This window comes from Curtobacterium sp. MCSS17_005 (genome assembly GCF_003234225.2).
GTDB lineage: Bacteria > Actinomycetota > Actinomycetes > Actinomycetales > Microbacteriaceae > Curtobacterium > Curtobacterium flaccumfaciens.
The window spans coordinates 3,494,655-3,520,060 of the sequence record NZ_CP126258.1 but is presented as its reverse complement, the minus strand read 5'-3'; the positions used below and the strand labels follow the sequence as shown (position 1 = coordinate 3,520,060).

The 25,406-nt window shown below is 70.3% G+C and carries 26 protein-coding genes; 20 read left to right on the top strand and 6 right to left on the bottom strand.

Annotation, left to right across the window (positions count from 1 at the left end):
• The first annotated feature begins 196 nt into the window (after positions 1–196).
• The 3 genes from rplM to glmM are packed head-to-tail and all read left to right on the top strand — an operon-like array spanning position 197 to position 2,561.
• A complete protein-coding gene (gene rplM, locus DEJ20_RS16795) occupies positions 197–643 on the top strand; it encodes a 50S ribosomal protein L13 (RefSeq protein ID WP_027466717.1) in 447 nt (148 codons plus the stop codon).
• A gap of 36 nt (positions 644–679) precedes the next feature.
• Complete coding sequence (rpsI, locus tag DEJ20_RS16790; protein ID WP_027466716.1) at positions 680–1,165, top strand: 30S ribosomal protein S9; 486 nt, start codon at positions 680–682, stop codon at positions 1,163–1,165.
• Between the two features lie 22 nt (positions 1,166–1,187).
• Positions 1,188–2,561 (top strand): phosphoglucosamine mutase, encoded by a 1,374-nt coding sequence (glmM, locus tag DEJ20_RS16785; protein WP_071245465.1) that lies wholly within the window; start codon positions 1,188–1,190, stop codon positions 2,559–2,561.
• A gap of 93 nt (positions 2,562–2,654) precedes the next feature.
• Here the strand turns inward: glmM and coaA are convergent, their stop codons facing one another.
• The 3 genes from coaA to DEJ20_RS16770 form a co-directional block, all read right to left on the bottom strand.
• Positions 2,655–3,599: a type I pantothenate kinase gene (coaA, locus tag DEJ20_RS16780; protein WP_111046473.1), complete on the bottom strand. Its 945-nt coding sequence runs from the start codon at positions 3,597–3,599 to the stop codon at positions 2,655–2,657.
• Between the two features lie 105 nt (positions 3,600–3,704).
• Positions 3,705–4,190 carry a glutathione peroxidase gene (locus tag DEJ20_RS16775; protein ID WP_071245463.1) on the bottom strand — a complete coding sequence of 162 codons (486 nt, stop codon included), beginning with the start codon at positions 4,188–4,190 and terminating at the stop codon, positions 3,705–3,707.
• Between the two features lie 10 nt (positions 4,191–4,200).
• On the bottom strand, positions 4,201–5,388 hold the full coding sequence (locus tag DEJ20_RS16770; RefSeq protein WP_111234651.1) for an ATP-binding protein: 1,188 nt from the start codon (positions 5,386–5,388) through the stop codon (positions 4,201–4,203).
• 116 nt (positions 5,389–5,504) lie between these two features.
• Between DEJ20_RS16770 and glmS the strand changes: the two genes are divergently transcribed.
• The 10 genes from glmS (at position 5,505) to DEJ20_RS16720 (ending at position 14,014) form a co-directional block, all read left to right on the top strand.
• On the top strand, positions 5,505–7,352 hold the full coding sequence (glmS, locus tag DEJ20_RS16765; protein ID WP_111234652.1) for a glutamine--fructose-6-phosphate transaminase (isomerizing): 1,848 nt from the start codon (positions 5,505–5,507) through the stop codon (positions 7,350–7,352).
• A gap of 8 nt (positions 7,353–7,360) precedes the next feature.
• Complete coding sequence (locus DEJ20_RS16760; protein WP_111234653.1) at positions 7,361–7,756, top strand: holo-ACP synthase; 396 nt, start codon at positions 7,361–7,363, stop codon at positions 7,754–7,756.
• Complete coding sequence (gene alr, locus DEJ20_RS16755; RefSeq protein WP_111234654.1) at positions 7,753–8,856, top strand: alanine racemase; 1,104 nt, start codon at positions 7,753–7,755, stop codon at positions 8,854–8,856. Before DEJ20_RS16760 ends, alr (DEJ20_RS16755) begins: the two co-directional genes overlap by 4 nt.
• Entirely contained in the window at positions 8,853–10,019 is a 1,167-nt protein-coding gene (gene alr / locus DEJ20_RS16750) for an alanine racemase (RefSeq protein WP_163342928.1), read from the top strand. The genes alr (DEJ20_RS16755) and alr (DEJ20_RS16750) overlap by 4 nt, the downstream gene beginning before the upstream one ends.
• The gene (tsaE, locus tag DEJ20_RS16745) at positions 10,016–10,531 is read left to right on the top strand and encodes a tRNA (adenosine(37)-N6)-threonylcarbamoyltransferase complex ATPase subunit type 1 TsaE (protein WP_258377098.1); all 516 of its coding nucleotides are present in this window, start codon (positions 10,016–10,018) and stop codon (positions 10,529–10,531) included. The genes alr (DEJ20_RS16750) and tsaE overlap by 4 nt, the downstream gene beginning before the upstream one ends.
• A 32-nt stretch (positions 10,532–10,563) precedes the next feature.
• Positions 10,564–10,986 carry a GNAT family N-acetyltransferase gene (locus tag DEJ20_RS16740; protein ID WP_258377099.1) on the top strand — a complete coding sequence of 141 codons (423 nt, stop codon included), beginning with the start codon at positions 10,564–10,566 and terminating at the stop codon, positions 10,984–10,986.
• A 20-nt stretch (positions 10,987–11,006) separates the two neighbouring features.
• Positions 11,007–11,642: a tRNA (adenosine(37)-N6)-threonylcarbamoyltransferase complex dimerization subunit type 1 TsaB gene (gene tsaB, locus DEJ20_RS16735; RefSeq protein WP_111234720.1), complete on the top strand. Its 636-nt coding sequence runs from the start codon at positions 11,007–11,009 to the stop codon at positions 11,640–11,642.
• The gene (gene rimI, locus DEJ20_RS16730) at positions 11,639–12,184 is read left to right on the top strand and encodes a ribosomal protein S18-alanine N-acetyltransferase (protein ID WP_181431460.1); all 546 of its coding nucleotides are present in this window, start codon (positions 11,639–11,641) and stop codon (positions 12,182–12,184) included. Before tsaB ends, rimI begins: the two co-directional genes overlap by 4 nt.
• Positions 12,171–13,226: a tRNA (adenosine(37)-N6)-threonylcarbamoyltransferase complex transferase subunit TsaD gene (tsaD, locus tag DEJ20_RS16725; protein WP_111053739.1), complete on the top strand. Its 1,056-nt coding sequence runs from the start codon at positions 12,171–12,173 to the stop codon at positions 13,224–13,226. The genes rimI and tsaD overlap by 14 nt, the downstream gene beginning before the upstream one ends.
• Before the next feature lie 86 nt (positions 13,227–13,312).
• Complete coding sequence (locus tag DEJ20_RS16720; RefSeq protein WP_111234656.1) at positions 13,313–14,014, top strand: DUF4190 domain-containing protein; 702 nt, start codon at positions 13,313–13,315, stop codon at positions 14,012–14,014.
• A 52-nt stretch (positions 14,015–14,066) separates the two neighbouring features.
• Here the strand turns inward: DEJ20_RS16720 and DEJ20_RS16715 are convergent, their stop codons facing one another.
• On the bottom strand, positions 14,067–15,269 hold the full coding sequence (locus DEJ20_RS16715) for a class I SAM-dependent methyltransferase (RefSeq protein WP_111234657.1): 1,203 nt from the start codon (positions 15,267–15,269) through the stop codon (positions 14,067–14,069).
• Positions 15,270–15,429: 160 nt separating this feature from the next.
• Between DEJ20_RS16715 and groES the strand changes: the two genes are divergently transcribed.
• Positions 15,430–15,726 carry a co-chaperone GroES gene (gene groES, locus DEJ20_RS16710; protein WP_071260016.1) on the top strand — a complete coding sequence of 99 codons (297 nt, stop codon included), beginning with the start codon at positions 15,430–15,432 and terminating at the stop codon, positions 15,724–15,726.
• 156 nt (positions 15,727–15,882) lie between these two features.
• Entirely contained in the window at positions 15,883–16,845 is a 963-nt protein-coding gene (gene rarD, locus DEJ20_RS16705; RefSeq protein WP_181431461.1) for an EamA family transporter RarD, read from the top strand.
• Positions 16,846–16,999: 154 nt separating this feature from the next.
• Here rarD and DEJ20_RS16700 read toward each other — a convergent pair whose 3' ends face one another.
• Positions 17,000–18,328 carry an ABC transporter substrate-binding protein gene (locus DEJ20_RS16700; protein WP_111234658.1) on the bottom strand — a complete coding sequence of 443 codons (1,329 nt, stop codon included), beginning with the start codon at positions 18,326–18,328 and terminating at the stop codon, positions 17,000–17,002.
• A gap of 262 nt (positions 18,329–18,590) precedes the next feature.
• On the opposite strand from DEJ20_RS16700, the gene DEJ20_RS16695 reads away from it, so the two are divergent.
• The gene (locus tag DEJ20_RS16695; RefSeq protein ID WP_071245669.1) at positions 18,591–19,391 is read left to right on the top strand and encodes an SDR family oxidoreductase; all 801 of its coding nucleotides are present in this window, start codon (positions 18,591–18,593) and stop codon (positions 19,389–19,391) included.
• A gap of 66 nt (positions 19,392–19,457) precedes the next feature.
• On the opposite strand, the gene guaB is transcribed toward DEJ20_RS16695, so the two are convergent.
• Entirely contained in the window at positions 19,458–20,960 is a 1,503-nt protein-coding gene (gene guaB / locus DEJ20_RS16690) for an IMP dehydrogenase (protein ID WP_027466700.1), read from the bottom strand.
• Between the two features lie 326 nt (positions 20,961–21,286).
• Between guaB and DEJ20_RS16685 the strand changes: the two genes are divergently transcribed.
• The 4 genes from DEJ20_RS16685 to DEJ20_RS16670 are packed head-to-tail and all read left to right on the top strand — an operon-like array spanning position 21,287 to position 25,282.
• Complete coding sequence (locus tag DEJ20_RS16685) at positions 21,287–22,597, top strand: branched-chain amino acid ABC transporter permease (protein ID WP_111234659.1); 1,311 nt, start codon at positions 21,287–21,289, stop codon at positions 22,595–22,597.
• A 12-nt stretch (positions 22,598–22,609) separates the two neighbouring features.
• Complete coding sequence (locus tag DEJ20_RS16680; protein ID WP_027466698.1) at positions 22,610–23,596, top strand: branched-chain amino acid ABC transporter permease; 987 nt, start codon at positions 22,610–22,612, stop codon at positions 23,594–23,596.
• Entirely contained in the window at positions 23,589–24,479 is an 891-nt protein-coding gene (locus tag DEJ20_RS16675) for an ABC transporter ATP-binding protein (RefSeq protein ID WP_027466697.1), read from the top strand. Before DEJ20_RS16680 ends, DEJ20_RS16675 begins: the two co-directional genes overlap by 8 nt.
• Positions 24,476–25,282, top strand: coding sequence for an ABC transporter ATP-binding protein (locus tag DEJ20_RS16670; protein WP_027466696.1), 807 nt, complete (start codon positions 24,476–24,478; stop codon positions 25,280–25,282). The genes DEJ20_RS16675 and DEJ20_RS16670 overlap by 4 nt, the downstream gene beginning before the upstream one ends.
• Positions 25,283–25,406 lie beyond the last annotated feature (124 nt).

Here is a 25,406-nt window from a genome sequence, read left to right as displayed (position 1 = left end):
GCCTCCAGGCCGGCAGTCGGCCGCGTTTGACCGACGTACCCCGCGTCGGCTAGGCTCTCACCTTGGTCTGTGCGCCCCGCGCGCGGACAGTCAGATGAGCCCTCCAACCGAGGTGTTCCCCGTGCTTCTGCCCGTGGAACTCCCGACCGGAGTGGGATTCACGGACTCCTCACCTCGACACGAAAGCAGCACTCCTGTGACTCGCACGTTCTCACCGAAGCCGGCAGACGTCCAGCACGACTGGATCGTCATCGACGCCACCGACGTCGTCCTCGGCCGTCTCGCCACCCACGCCGCGGCGCTCCTGCGCGGCAAGCACAAGGCCACCTTCGCCCAGCACATGGACATGGGTGACTTCGTCATCATCGTGAACGCCGACAAGGTCGCCCTGACCGGTTCGAAGCTCGCGAAGAAGGTCTACTACCGTCACTCGGGTTACCCTGGCGGCCTGACGGCGACCTCCTACCCGGAGATGCTCGAGAAGCACCCCACCCGCGCCGTCGAGAAGGCGATCCGCGGCATGCTGCCGAAGAACACCCTCGGCCGCGAGCAGCTCAAGAAGCTGAAGGTCTACGCCGGCGCGGAGCACCCGCACGCCGCGCAGCAGCCCAAGCCGTACATCTTCGACCAGGTCGCACAGTAGTTCCGGCCACGACGACTTCAAGGACACAGAAAACTCATGGCTCAGATCGCTGATTCCCTCGACCAGACCCCGGAGAGCTTCACCACGGAGAGCGCACCCGCCGCTGCCGAGGCCGCTCCCCGTCAGATCCTCAACGTCTCCGGCGGTGCCGTCGGGCGCCGCAAGGAGGCCATCGCGCGCGTCCGGCTCGTCCCGGGCTCCGGCACGTTCGTCGTGAACGGCCGCACGCTCGAGGACTACTTCCCGAACAAGCTGCACCAGCAGCTCATCAACGACCCCTTCAAGGTGCTCGAGCTCCTCGGCTCGTACGACGTCGTCGCCCGCATCACCGGTGGCGGCCCCTCGGGTCAGGCCGGCGCGCTCCGCCTCGCCATCGCCCGCACCCTGAACGAGATCGACCGCGAGAACAACCGCGCGACCCTCAAGAAGGCCGGCTTCCTCACCCGTGACGCCCGCGTCATCGAGCGCAAGAAGGCCGGTCTCAAGAAGGCCCGCAAGGCGTCGCAGTTCTCGAAGCGCTAGTCGTCACCGGCTGAAGATCGCCATGCCGCGTCTGTTCGGTACCGACGGGGTTCGTGGTCTCGCCAACGGCGAGCTGACGGCCGCGCTCGCACTGGGTCTTGCCCAGGCGAGCGCGGCCGTCCTCACACACGGACACCATGCCGACGCCCGCCGGGCGTCGGGCCGACCGCGCCCGCGCGCGGTCCTCGCGCGTGACCCGCGCGTCTCCGGCGAGTTCCTCGGTGCCGCCGTCGCGGCCGGGCTCGCCTCGGCCGGCGTCGACGTGCTCGACGCCGGGGTCATACCCACGCCCGCCGCGGCGTTCCTCGTCGCGGACATCGACGCCGACTTCGGCGTGATGATCTCCGCATCGCACAACCCCGCTCCCGACAACGGGATCAAGTTCTTCGCCACGGGTGGCCGCAAGCTGCCGGACGAGGTCGAGGACCGCATCGAAGCGGCCATGCACGACCACTCCGCACCCACCCCCACCGGCATCGACGTCGGGCGCATCTCACGGTTCGCCGACGCCGAGGACCGCTACGTGGTGCACCTGCTCGGCACGCTGCCGCACCGGCTCGACGGCATCCACGTCGTGCTCGACTGCGCGAACGGTGCCGCCGCCGGCGTCTCGCCCGAGGTGTTCGTCAACGCGGGGGCCCGCGTGACGCTCATCGGCGCCGACCCCGACGGCTGGAACATCAACGACGGCGTCGGTTCGACCCACATCGACAACCTCGCCCGAGCGGTGCTCGAGCACGGTGCCGACGTCGGCATCGCGCACGACGGTGACGCCGACCGCTGCCTGGCGGTCGACGCCGCGGGCAACGCGATCGACGGTGACCAGATCATGGCGATCCTCGCGCTGTCCCTGCAGGAGCGCGGCCGCCTGAAGGACGACACCCTCGTCGCGACGGTCATGTCGAACCTCGGGCTGAAGCGCGCCATGGCCGACGCGGGCATCACCGTGATCGAGGCCGGCGTGGGCGACCGCTACGTGCTCGAGAAGATGACCGAGGGCGACTACTCCATCGGTGGCGAGCAGTCCGGCCACATCATCTTCAACGAGTTCGCCACCACGGGCGACGGCATCCTGACCGGGCTGCACCTGGTGGCCGAGATGGCGCGGACGGGGAAGTCGCTGCAGGAGCTCGCCTCGTGCATGACCGTGTTCCCGCAGGTGCTGCTCAACGTCCGGGGCGTCGATCGTCACGGGCTCGCCGACCAGGGCGTGCAGGACGCCATCGCCGCCGCCAGCGAGGCGCTCGGGGACAGCGGCCGTGTGCTGCTCCGTCCGTCGGGCACCGAGCCGGTCGTGCGCGTCATGGTCGAGGCTGCCTCGCAGGACGACGCCCAGCGCATCGCCGAGGAGCTCGCCGCCGTCGTGCAGGACCGCCTGGCGCTCGACGCCGCGTAGGGTCCCCTCCGCAAGACACCGGTGTTCGCCGGTTGAACACGCGCAGAACGCGGTTCAGCTCGCGAACACCGGTGTTTTGCTGTCCCCCCCCGCTCAGATCTTGCGGAGCAGGACCGAGTTCACCTTGTGGTTCGCGCCCTTCTTCAGCACCAGCGTGGCGCGGGAGCGCGTGGGCAGCACGTTCTCGAGCAGGTTCGGCTCGTTGATGGCCCGCCAGACCTCGGTCGCCGTCCGGACCGCGTCCTCGCGCGACAGCGAGGCGAACCGGTGGAAGAACGAGTCGGGGCTCGAGAACGCCTCTTCCTGCAGGGCGAGGAACCGGTCGACGTACCAGGACTCGATGTCCTTCGTCTTCGCGTCCACGTAGATCGTGAAGTCGAACAGGTCGGACAGTGCGAGCCGCCCGTGCACCGGCGGTGCCAGCACGTTGAGGCCCTCGACGATGAGCACGTCGGGCTGCCGGACGACGATCTCGGCATCGGGCACGATGTCGTAGACCAGGTGCGAGTAGTACGGCGCGCGGACCTCGGTCGCCCCGCTCTTCACCTGGCTCACGAAGCGCAGCAGGGAGCGGCGGTCGTACGACTCCGGGAATCCCTTGCGGTCCATGATCCCGCGGCGCTCCAGCTCGGCGTTCGGGTACAGGAAGCCGTCGGTCGTCACGAGCTCGACCCGAGGGGTGTCCGGCCAGCGCTTCGTCAGCTCGCGGAGCAGGCGGGCGACCGTGGACTTGCCGACCGCGACGGAACCTGCGACACCGATGACGAACGGCGTGCGTCCGGCGCGCTCCCCGAGGAACCGGCTCGTCTCGGCGTGCAGGTTCCGCGCGCCGGCGGCGTAGAGCGTGAGCAGGCGGGACAGGGGCAGGTAGACCTCCTGCACCTCCTGCATGTCCAACCGGTCGCCGAGGCCGCGCAACTGCACGATCTCGGTCTCGGTGAGCGACAGGTGCTCCTTCGGGGCGAGCTGGGACCACTCGTCACGCGGGATCTCCACGAACGGGGTCGGGTGCGCGACGGCGGTCTCCGAGAACGGCATGGGATCGAGCGTACAGACGGGAGGCCCGGGGCACGTGAGCCGGTCGGCTCACGTGCCCCGGGCCTCCCGTCCAGTGCTCGGTGCGTGTCCGCAGGACGCGACGCGTCAGGCGGGGAGGGCCGCCTCGATGGCGGCGACGACCTCGGGGGCGTCCGGCTTCGTCGTGGGGCGGAACCGCGTGACGGTGCCGTCGGGGGCGACGAGGAACTTCTCGAAGTTCCAGGCGACCCGACCGGCCTTGCCGTCGGCGTCCGGGGTCTCCTTGAGTGCCTGGTAGAGCGGGTGGGCGCTCTTGCCGTTGACCTTGACCTTCTCGGACATCGGGAACGTGACGCCCCAGGTGGTGGAGCAGTACTCGTCGATCGCCTCGGACGAGCCGAGCTCCTGCAGGAACTGGTTGCTCGGGAAGCCCAGCACCGTGAACCCGCGGGGGCCGTACTGCTTCTGCAGGGCCTCGAGCTGCTCGTACTGCGGGGCGAGGCCGCACCGGGAGGCGACGTTCACGACCAGGACGGCCTTGTCGGCGTAGGCGCCGAACGTGGTGTCCTCGCCGTGCAGCGTGGTGATCGCGATGTCGTCGAAGCGTCCCATGGCCTGGACGCTAGTCCACGATGTCGAGATCGGCCTGACGGCGGACGAACTCGCCCATGTTCGGCACCGTGAACGCCACCTTGCCGCGCTCGGGCGCGTAGATGATGCCCTTCTCGATCAGTCCCTGTCGTGCCGGGCTGGTCCCCTTCGGTTCCGCACCGAGGCGCGATGCCACGACGGCAGTCCCGGAGACGCCGGCCGGATCCTCCGACATCGCCACGAGGTACTGCCGCTCCGCAGGTGTGGCACGGTCCCAGCGGGACGGGAAGAAACCGCTGTCGAGTTCTGCGTTGCCGCGGTCGACGGCAGCTGCTGCGTCATCGTGGGTGATCCGTCGGTCGGCCGCGAGGTCCCACGCCGCCGCCCCGTAGGTCTGGAGGTAGTACGGGTACCCGCCCGAGGCATCGATGAGGAGATCGAGCGCCGCGGCATCGAAAGTCACCCCGGAACGGGCGGCCGGAACCGTGAGCGCGTCAGCGGCTGCTCCCGACGGCAGCGAGCCGATCTCCCGGTAGTCGAAGAGGCGCTCGGCGTAGGACCGCGCCGCAGTCAGCTTGGCCGGTCCGTTCGGCAGACCGGCCCCGACCATCACGAACGGCCAGCCACGTTGTCCGGCCCGGTGCTGGACGGACAGCAGCGCGGACAGCAACTCGAGGTCGAGGTCCTGGACCTCGTCGATGAAGAGTGCGAGCGCGCGGTTCTGCTCCCGCAGCGCGGGGGCGAGGTCCTCGACGAGTTCCTCGAGGTCGATCTCGATGACGCCGGAGTCCGCGCGACCCTCGACGGCGGAGAACCCCAGGTCGAAGCCGATGTTCCCGAAGTGCACACCGAACGACGTGACCGTGCCGAGCGCGCGCTGCACGGCTGCGCTGACCGAGCGGCCGCGGGCAAGGCGACGTGCTGCGAGCGCGATCTCCCGCGCGAGCCTCCGTCGAGCACCCTCTCGGCCGGACACGCTCGTCTGCCCTTCGACGTCGACCACCAACCACTCCGCGGCGTCAGCCTGCATGCGGAACTGGTTCAGGAGGACGGTCTTCCCGACCCCACGCAGCCCGTGGAGGATCATGCTGCGCGTTCCGAGCGCGCGCCGCGACCGTGCCACGACGAGGTCGAACGCCTCGATCTCGGCGTCGCGCCCGACCAGCTCCGGGGGGCGCAGGCCGGCGCCTGGCGAGTACGGGTTCAGTGCGGCGTGCATCGAGGAGACTCTACGCTTGTCTAACGGATTCCGCAGAATGCTGTCGATTGTGCTCGATTCGCTCCCCTCGGTCGCTTCGCAGGGTCGGCGTCCAGGCAGACCGTAGGATCGGTTCCATGTGTGGAATCGTCGGCTACGTCGGCAGCAACAGCAGCCAGGACGTCCTCCTCGGGGGCCTCCGTCGCCTCGAGTACCGCGGCTACGACTCGGCGGGCATCGCCGTCGTCGACCCCGCAGGTGACCTCGTGTCCGCCAAGAAGGCGGGCAAGCTCCAGGCCCTCGTCGACGAACTCGAGTCGTCGCCGATCCCGGACGGCACGACGGGCATCGGGCACACCCGCTGGGCGACCCACGGTGGCCCGACCGACGGCAACGCCCACCCGCACCTGGCCGACGGCGACAAGCTCGCCCTCATCCACAACGGCATCATCGAGAACTTCTCCGAACTCCGCGCCGAACTGCAGGCCGAGGGCATCGCGTTCCGCAGCGAGACCGACTCCGAGGTCGCCGCGCACCTGGTCGGACGCGCCTTCCGCGAGACCGGTGACCTGACCGCCGCCATGCAGCAGGCCGTGCAGCGACTCGAGGGGGCCTTCACGCTCCTCGTCGTGCACGCCGACCAGCCCGGCGTCGTCGTCGGTGCCCGTCGCAACTCGCCCCTGGTGGTCGGGCTCGGCGACGGCGAGAACTTCATGGGCTCGGACGTCGCCGCGTTCGTCGCCTACACACAGCGCGCGCTGTCGATCGGGCAGGACGAGATCGCCACGATCCGCCCCGACGGCGTCGACGTCATCCACTTCGACGGCACCCCGGCCACGCCGACCGAGTTCGAGGTCAACTGGGACGCCTCCGCCGCCGACAAGGGCGGTTGGAGCTCGTTCATGGCGAAGGAGATCAGCGAGGAGCCCGAGGCGGTCGCGAAGACGATCCTCGGTCGCGTCCACGACGGTGCCGTCACGCTGACCGACCTCGACCCGATCGCCGACCGCCTGGCGACGGTCGACCGCGTCATCGTGATCGCCTGCGGCACCGCCGCCTACGCCGGCATCCTCGGCAAGTACGCCATCGAGCAGTGGGCTCGTGTGCCGGTCGAGGTCGAGCTCGCGCACGAGTTCCGCTACCGCGACCCGGTGCTGGACGAGCGCACCCTGGTCGTCTCGATCAGCCAGTCCGGCGAGACCATGGACACGCTCATGGCCGTCAAGTACGCCCGCGAGCAGGGCGCGCAGGTCCTGTCGATCTGCAACACCCAGGGCGCCACGATCCCGCGTGAGTCCGACGCCGTGATCTACACGCACGCCGGCCCCGAGGTCGCCGTCGCGTCGACCAAGGCCTTCATCGCCCAGGGCGTCGCGCTCTACCTGCTCGGGCTGCACCTGGCGACGCTGCGCGGCACGCTCACCACCGAGCAGATCGCCGAGCAGGTCGCCGAGCTCGAGGGGCTCGCCCCGAAGCTGCAGCAGACCATCGAGGACGCCGCCGGCATCAAGGACCTGGCTCGCTGGATGGCGGACACCCGGAGCGTGCTGTTCCTCGGCCGCCACGTCGGCTACCCGATCGCGCTCGAGGGTGCTCTCAAGCTCAAGGAGCTCGCGTACATCCACGCCGAGGGCTTCGCCGCCGGTGAGCTCAAGCACGGCCCGATCGCCCTGATCGAGCCGGGCCAGATCGTCTTCGTCATCGTGCCGTCGCCGCGCGACCCCCGGTCGCTGCACCCGAAGGTCGTCTCGAACATCCAGGAGATCCGCGCCCGCGGTGCCCGGGTGATCGCGATCGCCGAAGAAGGCGACGCCGCGGTGCTGCCCTTCGCCGACGAGGTCCTGCGGATCCCGCTCGCGACCCCGCTGTTCGAGCCGCTGCTCGCGGTGGCACCGCTGCACATGTTCGGCATGGAGCTCGCCGCGGCCAAGGGCCTCGACGTCGACCAGCCACGCAACCTCGCGAAGTCGGTCACCGTCGAGTAGTCGCGACGGTGATCATCGGGATCGGGGTCGACGTGGTCGACCTGGAGCGGTTCGAACGGGTGTTGGAGCGCACACCGGCGATGCGGGCGCGGCTGTTCACGCCGTCCGAGCAGGTCCGTGACAGCGAACCCCGGCCGATCGCGTCCCTCGCCGCACGGTTCGCGGCGAAGGAAGCCTTGATCAAGGCCTTCGGGTCGAGTGCCGGGCTGAGCTGGCAGGACCTCGAGGTCGTGTCCGACGACCAGCGGAACCCGTCGCTCACCCTGCACCAGGGCGCCCGGCAGGTGGCGGACGCGCGTGGCGTGACGAGCGTGCACCTGTCGCTCTCGCATGATGGAGGGATCGCGACCGCGTTCGTGGTCCTGGAAGGAACAGACGTGGTCCTGGAAGGAACTGCCCCGTGAGCGCGTTCACCGGCATCACGGTCGATCGCGGAGCCCTGATCGAGAACTACGCGACCATCGCCGACCGGGTCGCCCCGGCCGGGGTCATCGCGGTGGTCAAGGCGAACGCCTACGGCCACGGGGCCCTCGACGCTGCGCAGGCCTTCGTGGACGCCGGTGCCGAGTGGCTCGGGGTCGCCGACATCGACGAGGCCGTGGCGCTCCGTCAGGGCGGCATCGACGAGGGGGTCCGGATCCTCGCGTGGCTGCACGCCCCCGACGAGGACTTCCGTCGCGCGGCGCAGTTCGACGTCACGCCCGCGGTGTCGAGCGTCGAGCAGCTCTCCGCAGCAGCCGATTCCGACGTCCGCGCCGTGCACCTGTGCGTCGACACCGGCCTCAGCCGCAACGGTGCGGTCGAGTCCGAGTGGGCCGAGCTCTTCGCGACCGCCGGCGCCCTGGCCCGCGGCGGCAACCGCACCCGGGTCGAGGGGCTCATGTCCCACCTGTCGAACGCGTCGCGAACCGACGACCTCGACCAGGACGCCGCGCTGCAGCGGGCGCTGGACGGCCTCGCCGCGAACGGCATCGTGCCGGACGTGGTGCACCTCGCCGCGAGTGCCGCGAGCATCGCCGTGCCGGAGACCCGCCACGACCTGTCCCGCGTCGGACTCGCCCTGTACGGGCTGAGCCCCTTCGACGGCCGCACCTCGGCCGACCTGGGGCTGCGCCCGGCGATGCGGGTCACCGCCGCCGTGCTCCGCACCGTGCCGGTCGCCGCGGGCGACGGCGTCTCGTACGGCTACACCTGGCGCGCCGAGACGGACACCCGTCTCGCCGTGATCGGCCTCGGCTACGCGGACGGCTTCGACCGCGACTTCGGCAACCGGGTCTCGGTGCGGATCGGCGACCGGACGTTCCCGGTGGTCGGACGCGTCGCGATGAACGCCATGCACGTCGACATCGGCGACGCCGACGTGCAGGTCGGCGACGAGGCGGTGCTGTGGGGCGACCCCGCGAACGGCGACCCCGCCGTCGAGGACTGGGCCGACGCCATCGGCACGATCAACTACGAGGTGGTCGCCCGGATCGGCCACAGCGTGGATCGGAGGACGACGTGAGCTCCGCACCGCTGCGTCAGGCGCGCATCGACCTCGACGCCTACCGGGCCAACCTCGACCGTGTCCGCGAGTGGATGGACCCGGTCGCCGTGATGGCGATCATGAAGGCCGACGCGTACGGGCACGGCCTCGAGCCGATCGCGCTCGCCGCCGTCGACGCCGGCATCCGCTGGATCGGTGTGCTGACGGTGCCCGCGGCGCTGCGCCTACGCTCGATCGGCGTCGGCGAGGACGTCCACCTGTTCACCTGGCAGCACGACCCCGACCTGGACTTCCGTGACGCCATCGACTCGGCCGTCGACCTCGGCGTCTCGAACGTCGCCGAGCTGCAGCGCATCATCGACGCCGTCGACCAGCGACCGGCCCGGGTGCACCTCGGCGTCGACTCCGGCCTGCACCGCGACGGCGCGACCCCGGCGGACTGGCCGGCGCTCGTCGAGCTCGCCCGGGACGCCCAGCGGAACGGCCGCATCGAGGTCGTCGCCGCGTACACGCACCTGGCCGAGGCGTCCGACCACGAGGACAGCGCCGCGGTCGCCGTGTTCGACGCCGCGATCGAGATCGCCGAAGACCTGGGACTCGACGTGCCGATGGAGCACGTCGCCGCGTCGCTCGCGGGGCTGGAGCGCAAGGAGTTCCGCAAGGACATGGTCCGGATGGGCGCGAACCTGTTCGGCATCCCCGGAGCCGACGGCGTCTCGGCGGCCGACCTCGGACTCGAGCCGGTGATGACCCTGACCGCGTCGGTCGCGAAGACGAAGCGCGTCCCCGTCGACACCGGCGTCTCCTACGACTACACGTACCGCACCGCGACCGAGACGACCCTGGCCCTCGTGCCCGTCGGGTACGCCGACGGGGTCCCGCGTCTGGCGCAGGGCCGCATCGAGGTCGCGATCGGCGGCAAGCGGTACCCGATCGCCGGCCGCGTCGCGATGGACCAGTTCCTGGTGGACGTCGGCGAGGACGACGTGCAGACCGGCGACACCGTCGTGCTGTTCGGCACCGGCGAGCACGACGAGATGACCGTGCTCGAGTGGGGCGCGGCGCTCGAGACCATCGGCGAGGAGATCGTCTGCAGGATCGGCAGCCGTGTGCCCCGGTCCTACGAGGGACACGACATCGAGGGACGGGTCGGGGAGTACCTGCGGGGCGAGCGGCCGTGACCGAGTCGGCGCACGTCCTGCTCGACACCACCGTCGACGGCACCGAGGCGATGGGAGAGCTCGGTGCCCGGTTGGCCGCGGTGCTGCGCGCGGGCGACCTCGTCGTGCTGACCGGACCGCTCGGGGCCGGCAAGACGACCCTGACGCGCGGGCTCGGCGCGGCACTCGGCGCGCGCGGCCAGGTGTCCAGCCCGACCTTCGTCCTCGCCCGGACGCACCCGACGACCGCCGGCCCCGACCTGGTGCACGTCGACGCCTACCGCCTGTCCGACCCGGTCGAGCTCGACGACCTCGACCTCGACTGGGACGCCGCCATCGTCGTCGTCGAGTGGGGCCGCGGCATGGTCGACGGCATCAGCGACAGCGTGCTCGACGTCGAGATCACGCGTGCGACCGGCGCCGACGCGGGATCCGCTGACACCGACGACACCGACCCGGACGACGTGCCCGACGAGCCCCGCCGTGTCGTCGTCACCGCCACCGGCCCGCGCTGGGCGGACGTGGTCCTCTGACCCTGCTGCCCGTCGGGCCGGACGACGTCGAGGTGCTCCGTGCGTTCCTCCTCGATGCGGACCTGACCGTCGCCGGGCTGGACGCGTCGACGGTGCGGCTGTGGGTCGAGCGCGACGACGACGGCCGAGTGGTCGGCAGCACGGGGTACGAGACGAGCACGGACGGCGCGCACGTCCTGATCCGCAGCGTCGCCGTCGCGCCGGACCGCCGGGGAACCGGCGTCGGGAGCCGGCTGGCGCGGTTCGTGATCGACCGGGCGTCGGAGGCCGGCGCCGAACGGGCGTGGCTGTTCTCCCGCCGGTCCGGCCCGTTCTGGCAGTCGCTCGGTTTCGGACCGGCCGATCGACTGGCTCTGGCGGTCGCCCTGCCCGACACCCGCCAGGTCCGCCTGTTCCGTCAGACCGGGCAGTTGGACCACGAGGTCGCGTGGTCCCGCAGGCTGCCGGTGCGCTGACCGCCGCCTACGATGGACGGGTGCTGCTCGCGATCGACACCTCCGCCGGGACCTCCGTCGCCGTCGTCGACCCGGCTACCGGCCAGGCCCTCGCGACCCGCGACACCGAGGACAGCCGCCGGCACGCCGAGGTCATCGGCCCGTTCCTCGCCGGGACCCTCGCCGAGGCCGGCATCACCGGCGCCGACGTCACCGGGGTCGTCGCCGGCATGGGCCCCGGCCCCTTCACCGGCCTGCGCGTCGGCATCGCCGCCGCCCGCACCTTCGCCGCAGCACGCGGCGTCCCCGTCCTGCCCCTCGTCAGCCACGACGCCGTGGCCCTCGACCAGCGCGACTCAGGCACCGCCGGGCCGTTCGTCGTCCTCACGGACGCCCGCCGCCGCGAGGTCTACTGGAGCGCCTACGACGCCGACGGCGTCCGCGTGGCCGGCCCCGGACTCGCCAAGCCCGCCGACCTCGACGACGCGATCCGCGCCTCCCGGCCCGGAGCGGTGGGTTGGGACCGCGTGACGGCCCTGTCCATCCCGGCCTGGAGGCTCGGCTCGCTCGCCGCGGACCGGCTCGCGTCCGGTGCGGCGTTCGACCAGGACACGCCCCTGTACCTGCGCGAGCCCGACGTCACGGTGCCGGGTGCACCGAAGCGGGTGAAGCAGTGACCCTGCCGGACGGGCTCCGCCTGCGGCGAGCACACCCGCAGGACCTCGACGACATCATGTGGCTCGAGCACGTCTCGTTCCCGACGGACGCCTGGTCGGCGTCGCAGATGTCCGGCGAGCTGTACTCACCGCACGGGTACTACGTCGTGATCGAGACGGCCGACGACACGTCCGCGCCGCTGGTCGTCGGGTACGCCGGGCTCTCGTCGCTCGCGGGCAACCCGGTCGCCGACGTGCAGACGATCGCCGTGGCCGCGGACCAGCGCGGCAGGGGGCTCGGGCGGGTCCTATTCACGGAACTGCTCGACGAGGCGCGGCGGCGTGGTGTGCGCGAGGTGTTCCTCGAGGTGCGCGCCGACAACCCCGTGGCGCAGGCGATGTACACGGCGTTCGGGTTCGAGCACATCGCGACCCGACCGCGCTACTACCAACCGGACGGTGTCGACGCGTGGGTGATGCGGGCGGAACTGCCCGCCCCGGACGCCGAGCGGTCGTCGGGCGTCGGACCCATCGGACAGGAGGCCCTCGGTGAGCGCGACTGAACCACTGGTGCTCGGCATCGAGACGAGCTGCGACGAGACGGGCGTCGGCATCGTGCGGGGGAGCACCCTGCTCGCGAACGTGATCGCCTCGAGCATGGACGAGCACGCGCGCTACGGCGGAGTCGTGCCCGAGGTCGCCGCACGGGCCCACCTGGAGGCGATGACGCCGACGCTGCACGAGGCGCTCGAGCGTGCCGGCGTCACCCTCGACGAACTCGACGCCGTCGCGGTGACCGCCGGGCCGGGCCTGGCGGGGGCGCTCATGGTCGGGGTGGGAGCCGCGAAGGCGCTCGCCGTGGCCACGGGCAAGCCCCTGTACGGCGTGAACCACCTGGTCGGGCACGTCGGCGCCGACGTGCTGCGCGAGGACGGCAGCGAGATCGAGCTGCCGACGATCGCGCTGCTGGTCTCCGGTGGCCACACGTCACTGCTGCTGGTGCGGGACCTGGTCGGCGACGTCGAACTGCTCGGCGAGACGATCGACGACGCGGCGGGCGAGGCGTTCGACAAGGTCGCGCGGCTGCTCGGGCTGCCCTACCCCGGCGGCCCGCAGATCGACCGAGCCGCGGCCGACGGCGACCCGACGGCCATCCGGTTCCCCCGGGGGCTGACGCTGCCGAAGGACATGGCCGCGCACCGGTACGACTTCTCGTTCTCGGGGCTCAAGACCGCCGTCGCACGGTGGGTCGAGCGCTGCCGCGACGAGGGCCGCGAGGTGCCGGTGGCCGACGTCGCCGCGAGCTTCCGTGAGGCCGTCGTCGACGTCCTGCTGACCAAGGCCCTGAACGCGTGCCGCGACACCGGCGTCGACCGGCTGCTGCTCGGTGGCGGGGTCGTCGCGAACGCCCGACTGCGGCAGGTCGCCGAGGAGCGCTGCGCGGCCGCGGGCGTGCGACTGCGCATCCCGCCGTTCGACCTGTGCACGGACAACGGCGCGATGATCGCCGCCGTCGGCGCCCGACTCGTGGCCGAAGGGCACGCGCCGAGCGACCTCGGCATCGCGGCGGACTCGACCCTGCCGGTGACGACCGTCCAGGTCTGACCAGTTCGGCCCCGGTCCTTCTTCGGGAGCCTGTGGGAGGATTCACACGGGCGTCGGAGAGACCGGACGCCCGAGAGGGGTGGACGGTGTCCGATCAGAACGAGTGGCCGAAGCCGGGCGAGACGCCGAACGGCCGAGCGAACGGACAGCCCGACGGCACGCCCGCCCCGGACGCCCCGCAGGCTCCTGACGCACCGCAGGCGCCGTCGGCGCCGGAAGCGCCCCAGAACCCGTACGGCCAGCAGCCGGACCCGTACGCGGCCCCGCAGCAGCAGTACCCGTACGGCGCTCCGCAGCAGCCGCAGAACCCGTACGGTCAGCCGCAGCAGCAGAACCCGTACGCGGCTCCGCAGAACCCGTACGGCCAGCAGCAGAACCCCTACGGCCAGCAGCAGAACCCGTACGGCCAGCAGCAGAACCCGTACGCGCAGCCGCAGCAGCAGTCCTACGCGTCGAACCCGTACACGTACCAGCCCTACGCGCAGCGCCCGAAGACGAACGTCCTGTCGATCCTGTCGATCGTCTTCGCGTTCGGCGGCATCATCATCTGGCCGATCATCATCCTGACGAGCCCGGCCGGCGCGATCATGGGCCACATCGCCCTCGGCAGGATCAAGCAGACCGGCGAGGGCGGCCGCGGCCTGGCGCTCGCCGGCATCATCGGTGGCTGGATCCTGACGGGCCTGTTCATCCTGATCGTCGCCCTGGTGTGGATCTCGATCGCGAACGCGTCGGACTACTCCGACTACTCCGACTACAGCTCGAACTCCGGCGCCTTCGTCAACTGACGCGGACACTGACGGGTGACGCGCACGCGACACCGCACGCGGCCCCCGGCCGTCAGCCGACCGTGTCGGTGAGCCGCTCGCACAGGATCGCCGTGTGGCGTCCCTCCAGGCGGGTGAGCACGAGCGTGACGCGACCCGATCCGCGCAACCGCAGCCGCTTGCGGAACTGCGCCGGGTCGACGTCGACGCCGCGCTTCTTGATCTCGACGGTGCCGATGCCGTCGGCGGCGAGCCGTGCGGCCAGTCGCTTGACGTCGAGCGGCATCGTGTCGAGGACCCGGAAGCCCTGCGCGAAGGGGGTCGTGACAGCGCGGTCGGACGTGACGTACGCGATGCCGTCGGAGAGCGTGTGCCCGTCGAGGCCCCGTGCCAGGTCGCCGATCAGCCGTGCGCGGATCACGGCGCCGTCGGGCTCGTACAGGTAGGCGCCGAGCGGTCCGACCTCGGCGTCGTCGGCGTCGCCCGCTCCGGTCATCTCGGCGATGCCGTGTGCACCGATGACGGTGGCGGCGCGGCGGATCCCGGGTCGGGCGAGGGGGCCGAACCACAGGGCGAGCTCCACGACCTCGCGGTCGACGGAGGTCCACTGCGCCTCGGCGGTGTCCGGGATCAGGTCGCGGTCGATGCCCGGTCCGAGCTTCACGCCGGTCGGCGTCGTCGTCGCCGCGGCGAACACGGTGTCGAGCGAGGGCGACCAATCGTCCGGGTCGGCGAGCCGGCGGGTGTCCGAGTGGCCGGAGGTGCGTCGGGCGGGGTCCATCCACACGCCGTCCACCGAGGACAGGTCGAAGGACGCGGCATCACGGAGTTCCACCCGCGCGTTCGGCCAGACCGCCAGGTTGTGGGTCGCGACGGCCGCGGTCACCTCGTCTCGGTCGACGGCGGTGACGTCGAGGTCGAGCGCCGCCATCGCCATCGCGTCCCCGCCGATGCCGCAGCCGAGGTCGGCGACCCGGGTCAGCCCGGCCGCCGCGAAGCGTCCGGCGTGCTGGGCCGCGACCTGCAGCCTGGTGGCCTGCTCGAGCCCGGCCTCGGTGAAGAGCATGCGGGAGGCGAAGTCGCCGAACTTGCCGCGGGCCTTCAGCCGCAGCTTCGCCTGGGTCAGCACCGCGGCGACCAGTCGGGGATCGTGTCCCTCGGCGCGCAGCCGGGACACCACGCGGACGATCTCGCCGCCGTCGGAGACACCCGGGGTACGGTCGAGCAGGGCCATCCCGTCGGGGGTCAGCAGTGCGGTGAGTTCGGCGGCGTCCATGCGTCGATCCTCGCAGGTGCTGCGTGTTCTCCGGATGTGCTGGCACTCGGATTGACCGAGTGCCAGAGGCCCCCTAGAGTTGGCGTTGGCACTCTCCTGTGCGAAGTGCCAACCCGGTTTTCATCTGTACCGAGTCCGTACCGAGAAAGAAGAGGTCACCGTGGCCGTCAGCATCAAGCCGCTCGAGGATCGCATCGTCATCCGCCAGGTCGAGGCGGAGCAGACCACCGCTTCCGGTCTGGTCATCCCCGACACCGCGAAGGAGAAGCCCCAGGAGGGCGAGGTCGTCGCCGTGGGTCCGGGTCGCATCGACGACAACGGCAACCGCGTCCCGCTCGACGTCGCCGTGGGTGACAAGGTCATCTACTCGAAGTACGGCGGAACCGAGGTCAAGTACTCGGGCGAGGACCTGCTGGTCCTGTCGGCCCGCGACGTCCTCGCGGTCGTCGTCAGCTGACACCAGTTCTCCTCTCGGACGCCCCGTCCGGCCTGTCGGCCGGCGGGGCGTTCGTGCGTTGTGCGCCGACGCTCCGAGCAGTCGTACGACGGTTCGTGCCGACCGGGAGGCCCGTGGTCCGTCCGGCACGTCGGCGATCGTTCCTAGGATGGTTCCGTGAGTGAACCGAGTCCCGCGCGTCCCGTCCGCAGCGAGGCATCCGTCGGCGTGGTGCAGGCCATCGTGGCCTACGGGCTCTGGGGACTGATGCCCCTGCTCTTCGCGGCCATGGCCCCCGCGGCGGCGTTCGAGATCGTGTCGTGGCGGATCGTCTTCGGCCTGGTGTTCTGTGCCGTGGCGATCGCGGTCACCCGCTCGTGGCTCCGCACCCGATCCCTGATGGCGCAGCGTCGTGTGATGCTCGTGATGGGGCTCGCCGCCGTCCTGATCCTGGTCAACTGGACCGTGTACGTCCTCGCGACGACCACCGGCCACACCGTCGAGGCGGCGCTCGGCTACTTCATCAACCCGCTCGTCACGATCGCGCTCGGCGTCGTGGTCCTGCGTGAACGCCTGCGTCCGGCGCAGTGGGCAGCCGTCGGGCTGAGCGTCGTCGCGGTCGTCGTCATCGCGATCGGCTACGGGCAGATGCCGTGGATCGCGCTGGCCCTGGCGTTCTCGTTCGGACTGTACGGGCTGGTGAAGAAGCGCGTCGGCGGCACCGTGGACGCCCTGAGCGGCCTGACGATCGAGACCGTGTGGCTGCTGCCGATCGCGGTCGTGGCGCTGGTGGTGCTCGGCGTGACCGGGCTCGGTGGCGGCGTGACGTTCACGAGCGAGGGCTGGGGGCACGCGGTCATCACCGTGCTGACCGGGCCGGCGACCGCGGTGCCGCTGCTGCTCTTCGCGTCCTCGGCACGTCGGGTGAGCCTGTCGACGCTCGGGCTGACCCAGTACCTGGCGCCCGTGATGCAGCTGCTCGTCGGGGTGCTGGTGCAGCACGAGGAGATGTCCGCCGGGCGCTGGTTCGGCTTCGGCATCGTGTGGCTCGCGCTCGTGGTGCTGACGGCGGACTCGTTCGCCGCCGCGCGGGCGTCCCGTCGCCGGGCGCTCGCACCCACCCCGGTCGAGCCGGTCTGACGGACGCACCACGGGCCTCCAGGCCGCCCGTCGGTCGGTCCTGCTGACGCGAGACGTTCCTGCCGGGCGTCCCGGGCATCGACGCGAAAGCGACAGTCCCCCACGGAGTTCCCGTGGGGGACTGTCGCTTTCGTGAGCGGTGCTGGGCTGTGCCCTACTTCTTCACCGCACCCTGGATGGCGCTCTGGTAGACGGGCTTGTTGTCGCCGTCGAACTTGTAGATGCCGATGTAGGCGCTCGACGGGTCGTTGTTCTCGTCGAACGGACCGATGCCGGACGGGCCGGTGTAGTGGATGTCCTCGCCGTCGTCCAGGAGCGTCTTGCACTCCTTGAACGTCGCGCACTCGGTGCCGCCGTCAGCACCCGACACCGCAGCCATGTTGGCCTGGATGGTGCCGGAGTCGGTGCCCTTGCCCTTCACCGCGGCGAGGGCGGCGAGGACGGTGGCGTCGTAGGACTCCGCCGCGTACGAGTAGTCGGCGAGCGTCTTGCCCGACGAGTCCTTGTAGAACGCAGCGAGCTGCTTCTTGAAGTCGTCCTTCGGCGAGGCACCGGGGATGGTGCCCTGGGCGCCGGTCAGCGTGCCCTTGTCGAAGTCCTTCGAGTAGTCCGCCGTGTTGCCGTCGGACATGTAGATCTTCGCCTCGTTGCCCTGCGAGACGAGCTCCGGGATGATCGACTTCGTCTCGTCGAAGGCCAGCACGACGATCGCGTCGGGCTTCGCGGCCAGGGCCGCGGTCACCTCGGACGAGAACGTGGTCTGGCCGGGCGGGAACTCCTGGCCCTCACCCTTGGCGCCGTAGACGACCTGGCCGCCCGACGCCTCGACCGCAGCCTGCACGGAGTTGCGGAGACCGGTGCCGTACGTGTCGTTGAAGACCAGGAAGGCGACCTTCGCGTTGCCGTCACCGGTCACGAGCTGACCGAGCGCGGAACCCTGCACCGAGTCCGGCGGTGCGGTCCGGTAGTAGTACGACGAGTAGCCGGAGAGGTCGGTCGCGGTGTTCGCGGGCGAGATCTCGACGATGCAGTTGCTCGTCAGCTGGTCGATGACGTTCAGCGTGACGGACGAGGACTCGGCGCCGATCGCGACCGGCACCTTCGCGTTGACGAGCTTCGTCGCGGCGGAGCTCGACACGGTCATGTCGTTGCTGTCACCGGAGTCGGTCGCCGGGTCGATCGTGACGTCCTTGTCGAGGACGCCGCCCGCGGCGTTGATGTCCTTGACGGCCAGGCCGACACCGGACTCTGCCGGCGGGTTGAGGTAGGCCAGCGAACCGGTCAGGGGCAGGATCGTGCCGATCTTCAGCGCGTCCGTACCGGGGGTGTCCGGGGCCTTGCAGCTGGCGGCGGGATCCTTCTTCGCATCGCTCGACGCCGAGCTCGAGGGGGAAGCACTGCCGGTGGTGGAACACGCGGCGAGGAGGACGGCTGCTGCGCCCGCCAACGCCAGTGCCGCGGTGGCACGGGTGGTTCTGATCATCCGTGGAGCCCTTTCTCTGCGCGGAGGCTGTGCCGCTTCGGGTGAATGCGACGCCTCCACTGGATGTCGAGAAACGTAGGGTCCATGTGTTTCGCCCGTGTGACGGGGCGGTACGCAAAAGTGTTTCGTTACCGAGCCGTGACGTTCCTGTGCGCAGGGACAGGGATCGGTGCAGGAGCGGTGGTGCCGGTGCGGCGGCCCGACCTGCGCCAGGCGGATGGTCCGGCAGGGCGCCCGGCAGGCCGGGCGTACGTTCCGCCGCATGAGCGACTTCCAGCCCACCAAAGCCATCGTCACCGGCTCCGAATCCGGGATCGGCCGTGCGACCGCCGTCGCGCTCGCCGAAGCCGGCATGGACGTCGGCATCACCTACCTGTCCGAGCCCGACCGTGCCGAGGAGACCGCGGAGGAGGTCCGGAAGACCGGCCGCCAGGCCTTCGTCGAGCAGATCGACGTCTCCGACCTCGCCGGGGCGGCCGCCGTCGTCGACCGCCTCGTGTCGCAGCTGGGCGGCGTCGACGTCTTCGTGGCCGACGCCGGTACCGGCGACAACGCCCCGTTCCTCGAGATGACCCTCGACCAGTGGCGCCACACGGTGTCGACCGACCTCGACGGCGCCTTCGTCACGATGCAGGCCGCCGCGAAGCACATGGTGCAGGCGGGCACCGGCGGCCGGATCATCGGCATCACGAGCGTGCACGAACACCAGCCCCGCTACGGCTCGAGCGCCTACGACGCCGCGAAGCACGGGCTCGGCGGCCTGCTGAAGACCATGGCGATCGAGCTCGCCGAGCACGGCATCACCGTGAACGCCGTCGCCCCCGGCGAGATCGCCACCCGGATGACCGGCGCCGAGGACGAGGACCCGCACACCATCGACCGCCCCGGTGTGCCGCTCGGCCGTCCGGGCAACGCGTGGGAGATCGCGGCAGCCGTGGCGTTCCTGGCCTCGCGTGCGTCGTCCTACATCACCGGGGTGTCGCTGCCGGTGGACGGCGGGATGCTGCAGATGGGCCCGCACGGCGGCTCGCACATCACGTCGAACGACTGGCGTTCGGCCTGAGTCGTCGGCGTACGAACGCCAGACGCCCCCGCTCCGTTCGGAGCGGGGGCGTCTGGCCGAGTGCTGCTAGCTGCGGTAGTTCGGCGCCTCGACGACCATCTGGACGTCGTGCGGGTGGGACTCCTTGAGCCCCGCCGCCGTGATGCGGACGAACTTGCCACGGGCCTTCAGCTCGGGGATCGTGCGACCGCCGACGTAGAACATCGACTGCCGCAGCCCACCGGTGAGCTGGTAGACGACGTTGCCGACCGACCCGCGGTAGGGCACCTGGCCCTCGATGCCCTCGGGGATGAGCTTGTCGTCGTTCGGCACGTCCGCCTGGAAGTAGCGGTCCTTCGAGTACGAGGTCTTCTTGCCACGGGTCTGCAGGGCCCCGAGGGACCCCATGCCGCGGTAGGCCTTGAACTGCTTGCCGTTCACGAACACCAGGTCACCGGGGGACTCGTCGGTGCCGGCCAGCAGCGAGCCGAGCATGACGGTGTCGGCACCGGCCACCAGGGCCTTCGCGATGTCGCCCGAGTACTGCAGGCCGCCGTCGGCGATGATCGGGACACCGGCTTCGCGTGCGGCGAGGGAGGCCTCGTACACGGCGGTCACCTGCGGCACACCCACACCGGCGACGACGCGCGTGGTGCAGATGGAGCCCGGGCCGACGCCGACCTTGACGGCGTCCACACCGGCGTCGATGAGCGCCTGGGCGCCCGCGCGGGTGGCGACGTTGCCGCCGATGACGTCGATCGCGTCGAACGTCGGGTCGGCCTTGAGGCGGCGGACCATGTCGAGCACGCCTTCGCTCTCGCCGTTGGCGGTGTCGACGACGAGCACGTCGACGCCGGCGTCACGCAGGGCCTCGGCGCGCTGCCAGGCGTCACCGAAGAAGCCGATCGCGGCACCGACGCGGAGCCGGCCCTCGTCGTCCTTCGTGGCGTCCGGGTACTGCTCGCTCTTGTCGAAGTCCTTGACGGTGATCAGACCGCGGAGCTTGCCCTCGGCGTCGACCAGCGGCAGCTTCTCGATCTTGTGCTGCGCGAAGATGGCGATCGCCTCTTCGGGGTCGATGCCCTCCATCGCGGTGATCAGCGGGGCCTTCGTCATCACGTCGCGCACGTACGTGGTGGCCTGCTCGAACGTGGCCACGAAGCGCATGTCGCGGTTCGTGATGATGCCGACGAGGGTGCCGTCCTGCTCGACGACCGGCAGGCCGGAGACGCGGAACTGGCCGCAGAGCGCGTCGACCTCGGCCACGGTGGCGTCCGGGGTGGTGGTCACCGGGTTGGTGATCATGCCCGACTCGGAGCGCTTGACCTTGTCGACGTACGCAGCCTGGTCCTCGATGGACAGGTTGCGGTGCAGGATCCCGATGCCGCCCTGGCGCGCCATGGCGATGGCCATGCGGGCTTCGGTGACGGTGTCCATCGCGGCGGAGAGCAGCGGGACGTTGACGGAGATCCGCTTGGTGAGCCGGGACGCCGTGGACGCCTCGCTCGGGATGACGTCGGTGTGCCCGGGCAGCAGCATGACGTCGTCGTACGTGAGTCCGATGAATCCGAACGGATCCGGCTGGTCCATGGGTCCCCTTCGTGGGCGAGTGAAGTGTCGAGACACCGGGAACACGACGACGGGTTCCGGATAGGACATGGTAACGCGAGCCACAGTCGCCGCATTCCGCCTGGAGGCACGGATCGCGCCCGCCTCGGAGCGTTCCTCCACAACGTCACAGTTCGGGTACGAATCACACAGGGAACGTGTTGGAAACACGGGTGTCACAAAATCCCCATAGGTTCCTCGTCATCCGAACGAGAGGCTCTTCCGTGGGATCCATCACTCCTCCGGGACGGGCGCAGCCGCGCCTGTTCCGCCTCCGCCACGCACGACGACGACCGGTCCTCGCGGCCGTGCTCGTCGCCGCGTTCCTGGCGACCTTCCTGATCGACTGGGCGGTCACCCTGCCGGCCTTCAGTGCCACCTCGGCACCGGCCACCAGCCAGGCGTGCACCGTCAGCCCCGACAACGGGTGCATCCAGGGCACGATCACCGACTCCGAGCGTGAACCGGCCGAGGGCGTCGACGTCGACGTGACCGGCCCGAGCGGCTTCGACGAAACGGCCACGACGAACGCCGACGGCCGCTGGTCCGTCAGTGTCGACACGGCCGGCGAGTACACGGTGAGCGTCGACCAGGGCACCCTGCCGAAGGGGCAGTACCTGACGAACGCCGCCGACGCCGAGCGCAAGGTGCAGGCGACCCTGAACGCCAACGTCGGGCAGATCTTCCAGCTGTCCGACCAGAAGGGCGCGACCACCTCGGCCGACTCGTCGAGCGTGAGCATGCAGCGCGCCTGGCAGCAGTTCGCCTCCGGGCTCCGGCTCGGGCTGCTCATCGCCCTGGCATCGATCGGGCTCTCGCTCATCTACGGCACGACGGGGCTGTCGAGCTTCTCGCACGGTGAACAGGTCACCCTCGGCGGTCTGCTGGCGTACGTGTTCGCGAACCAGCTCGGCTGGAACATCTGGGTCACCGGCATCGTCGTCACGCTGTTGTGCGCCGCGACCGGGTACCTGCAGGACGCCGCGATCTGGCGACCGCTCCGGCGCAAGCGCATCAGCCTGACGCAGCTCATGATCGTGACGATCGGTCTGTCGATCGCCGCCCAGTACGCGTTCCAGTACTTCTTCGGTGCCTCGACGGTCCGCATCCAGCAGGGCAACCCGGAGACCGTGCGGTTCGCCGGCGTCACCCTGACGGTGCAGTCCTACGTCGCCATGGGCATCGCGCTCGTGGTCCTCGTCGCGACCGGGCTCTTCCTGGCGAAGACGCGCTTCGGCCGGGCGACCCGCGCCGTGTCGGACAACCCGGCGCTCGCCGCGGCCTCCGGCATCGACGTCGATCGGGTGATCCGCTTCGTGTGGACGCTCGCCGCCGGCCTCGCGGGGCTCTCCGGTGTGATGCTCGGACTCGTCCTGAACGGCGTGAACTGGCAGACGGGGCTCCAGCTGCTCCTGCTCATGTTCGCCTCGGTCACGCTCGGTGGCCTCGGCACCGCGTACGGCGCCCTGGTCGGCTCGATGATCATCGGCGTCGTCGTGGAGCTCACGAACCTGGTGCTCCCCGGTGACTTCAAGTACGCCACCGCCCTCGTCATCCTCATCCTCATCCTGCTGTTCCGGCCGCAGGGCATCTTCGGCCGCGCCGAGCGGATCGGCTAAGGGAGCACGCGCATGGACTACATCCTCAACCTGCTGTCCTCGCTCACCCAGGAGGCACTCGCCCCGACCACGGCGGCGTTCGCGCTGGCCGCGATCGGCCTGAACGTGCACTTCGGGCTCACCGGCCTCGTGAACATGGGCCAGGCGGCGTTCCTGCTGCTCGGCGCCTACGGCTTCGCGATCTCGATCACGAACGGACTGCCGTTCGTGATGGCGGTGCTCATCGCCCTGCTCGTCGCGATCGTGTTCGCGATCATCCTCGGCATCCCGACCCTGCGGTTGCGCGGCGACTACCTGGCGATCGTCACGATCTCCGGCGCCGAGATCATCCGCATGGTGGGCCGCTCGAGCCTGCTCACCTCGACCACGGGTGGCTCGAACGGCATCACCGGGTCGAGCTACCGCGACCCGTTCACCGCCCTCAGCCCGCTGCCCGACGGCACCACCACGATCCTGTGGTTCACGTACGCGAACAACGGCGTCAACGGCTGGTGGATCCGCATCGCGGCGTGGGCCATGGTCGCCCTGTTCACCCTGGTGCTCTTCCTGCTCATGCGCAGCCCGTGGGGCCGCGTGGTGAAGGCCATCCGCGAGGACGAGGACGCCGTCCGCTCGCTCGGCAAGAACGTCTACTCGTACAAGATGCAGGCGCTCGTGTTCGGTGGGGCGCTCGGTGCGATCGCGGGCATCATCTACGTGCTGCCGAGTTCGGTGCAACCGGACGCCATGGGCCGCTCGATGACGTTCTTCATCTGGACCGCGCTCATCCTCGGTGGTGCGGCGACGGTGTTCGGACCGGTGCTCGGAGCCGTGCTCTTCTTCGTCGTCCGGCTCTTCATCCGCACGCTGGCCGGCGACTTCATCCCCGACTCGATCATGAACGCGCAGCAGGCCGAGCAGTTCTCGTACGTGCTCGTCGGCGTCGCGCTCATGCTGCTCATCGTGTTCCGTCCACAGGGGTTGCTCGGCAACAAGAAGGAGCTGACGTTCAGTGTCTGAGACCTACGGCCACCCCAAAGCCGACCCGATCCTCACCGTCGACGACGTCACCCGCCGCTTCGGGGGCATGACCGCCGTGGACGTCGACCACCTCGAGGTCCAGCGCGGCTCCATCACGGCCCTCATCGGCCCGAACGGCGCCGGCAAGACCACGTTCTTCAACCTGCTCACCGGGTTCGACAAGCCGAGCCCCGGAGCGAAGACGCAGTTCAACGGCGCCACGCTGCAGAAGACGAGCGCGACGCACATCGCGAACAAGGGCATGGTCCGCACCTTCCAGCTGACCAAGGCGCTGTCCCGGCTCACCGTGATGCAGAACATGCTCCTCGGTGCCCGCGACCAGCCCGGCGAGAACTTCTTCGCCGCCCTGGTCAAGCCGGTGTGGGCGAAGCGGGAGCGCGAGATCACGGCCAAGGCCGAGGACCTCCTCGCCCGGTTCAAGCTCGACACGAAGGCGGACGACTACGCAGGTTCGCTGTCCGGCGGGCAGCGCAAGCTGCTCGAGATGGCCCGGGCGCTGATGTCCGACCCGACGATGATCATGCTCGACGAGCCGATGGCCGGCGTGAACCCCGCGCTCACCCAGTCGCTCCTCGGGCACATCCAGTCCCTGCGCGACGACGGCATGACCGTGCTCTTCGTCGAGCACGACATGCACATGGTCCGGCACATCTCGGACTGGGTGGTCGTGATGGCCGAGGGCAAGGTCGTCGCCGAGGGCCCGGCGGACACGGTGATGGACGACCAGGCCGTGATCGACGCCTACCTCGGTGCGCACCACGACACCGACCTGGGTGACGACTCGCTCCTCACCGAGGAGACCTTCGAGGAACTGGCGGAGGAAGTCGCCGAAGAGGACGCAGCAGAGGAGACGACCCGATGACGGACGCAACGGACCCCACGAACGCGAGCAGTGCCTCCAGCCCGTCCCCGGCGGCCACGCTGGAACGCGAGCCGGTGCTCAGCGCGAAGAACCTCGTCGCCGGCTACCTGCCGGGCGTGAACATCCTGAACGGCTGCGACCTGGACTGCTACCCGGGCGAGCTCATCGGCATCATCGGGCCGAACGGTGCGGGCAAGTCGACGCTCCTGAAGGCGCTGTTCGGGCTCGTGTCCATCCGCGAGGGATCGGTGACCCTGCAGGGTGACGACATCACGAACCTCAAGGCGAACAAGCTCGTGCAGGCCGGCGTCGGCTTCGTGCCGCAGACGAACAACGTGTTCCCCTCGCTGTCGATCGAGGAGAACCTGCAGATGGGGCTGTACCTGCGGCCCCGGAAGTTCGCCGAACGGCTCGAGGTCATCTACGACCTGTTCCCGGTCCTCGCGCAGCGACGGAACCAGCGGGCCGGATCGCTCTCGGGTGGTGAGCGGCAGTCCGTCGCGATGGCCCGTGCGCTGATGATGGACCCGAAGGTGCTGCTGCTCGACGAGCCGAGCGCCGGACTTTCCCCCGTGCGCCAGGACGAGACGTTCCTGCGGACCCGCCGGATCAACAAGGCCGGTGTGTCGATCATCATGGTGGAGCAGAACGCGCGACGCTGTCTGCAGATCTGCGATCGTGGGTACGTGCTCGACCAGGGGAAGAACGCGTACTCGGGCACCGGGAAGGAACTCGCTGACGACCCCAAGGTCATCGAGCTCTACCTGGGGACGCTCGCCAAGGACGTCGACGCACAGCGCTAGCGCTGTCGTCGGCTACGGGTACCGCTGTGGGGGTGGTATCCGTGACGGGTGGGGCCGTGCGTGGTCGCTTCGCGCCGCACGGCCCCGCTCCTGTACCCGGCCAGGAGGCGCGGCTCGCCCCGCG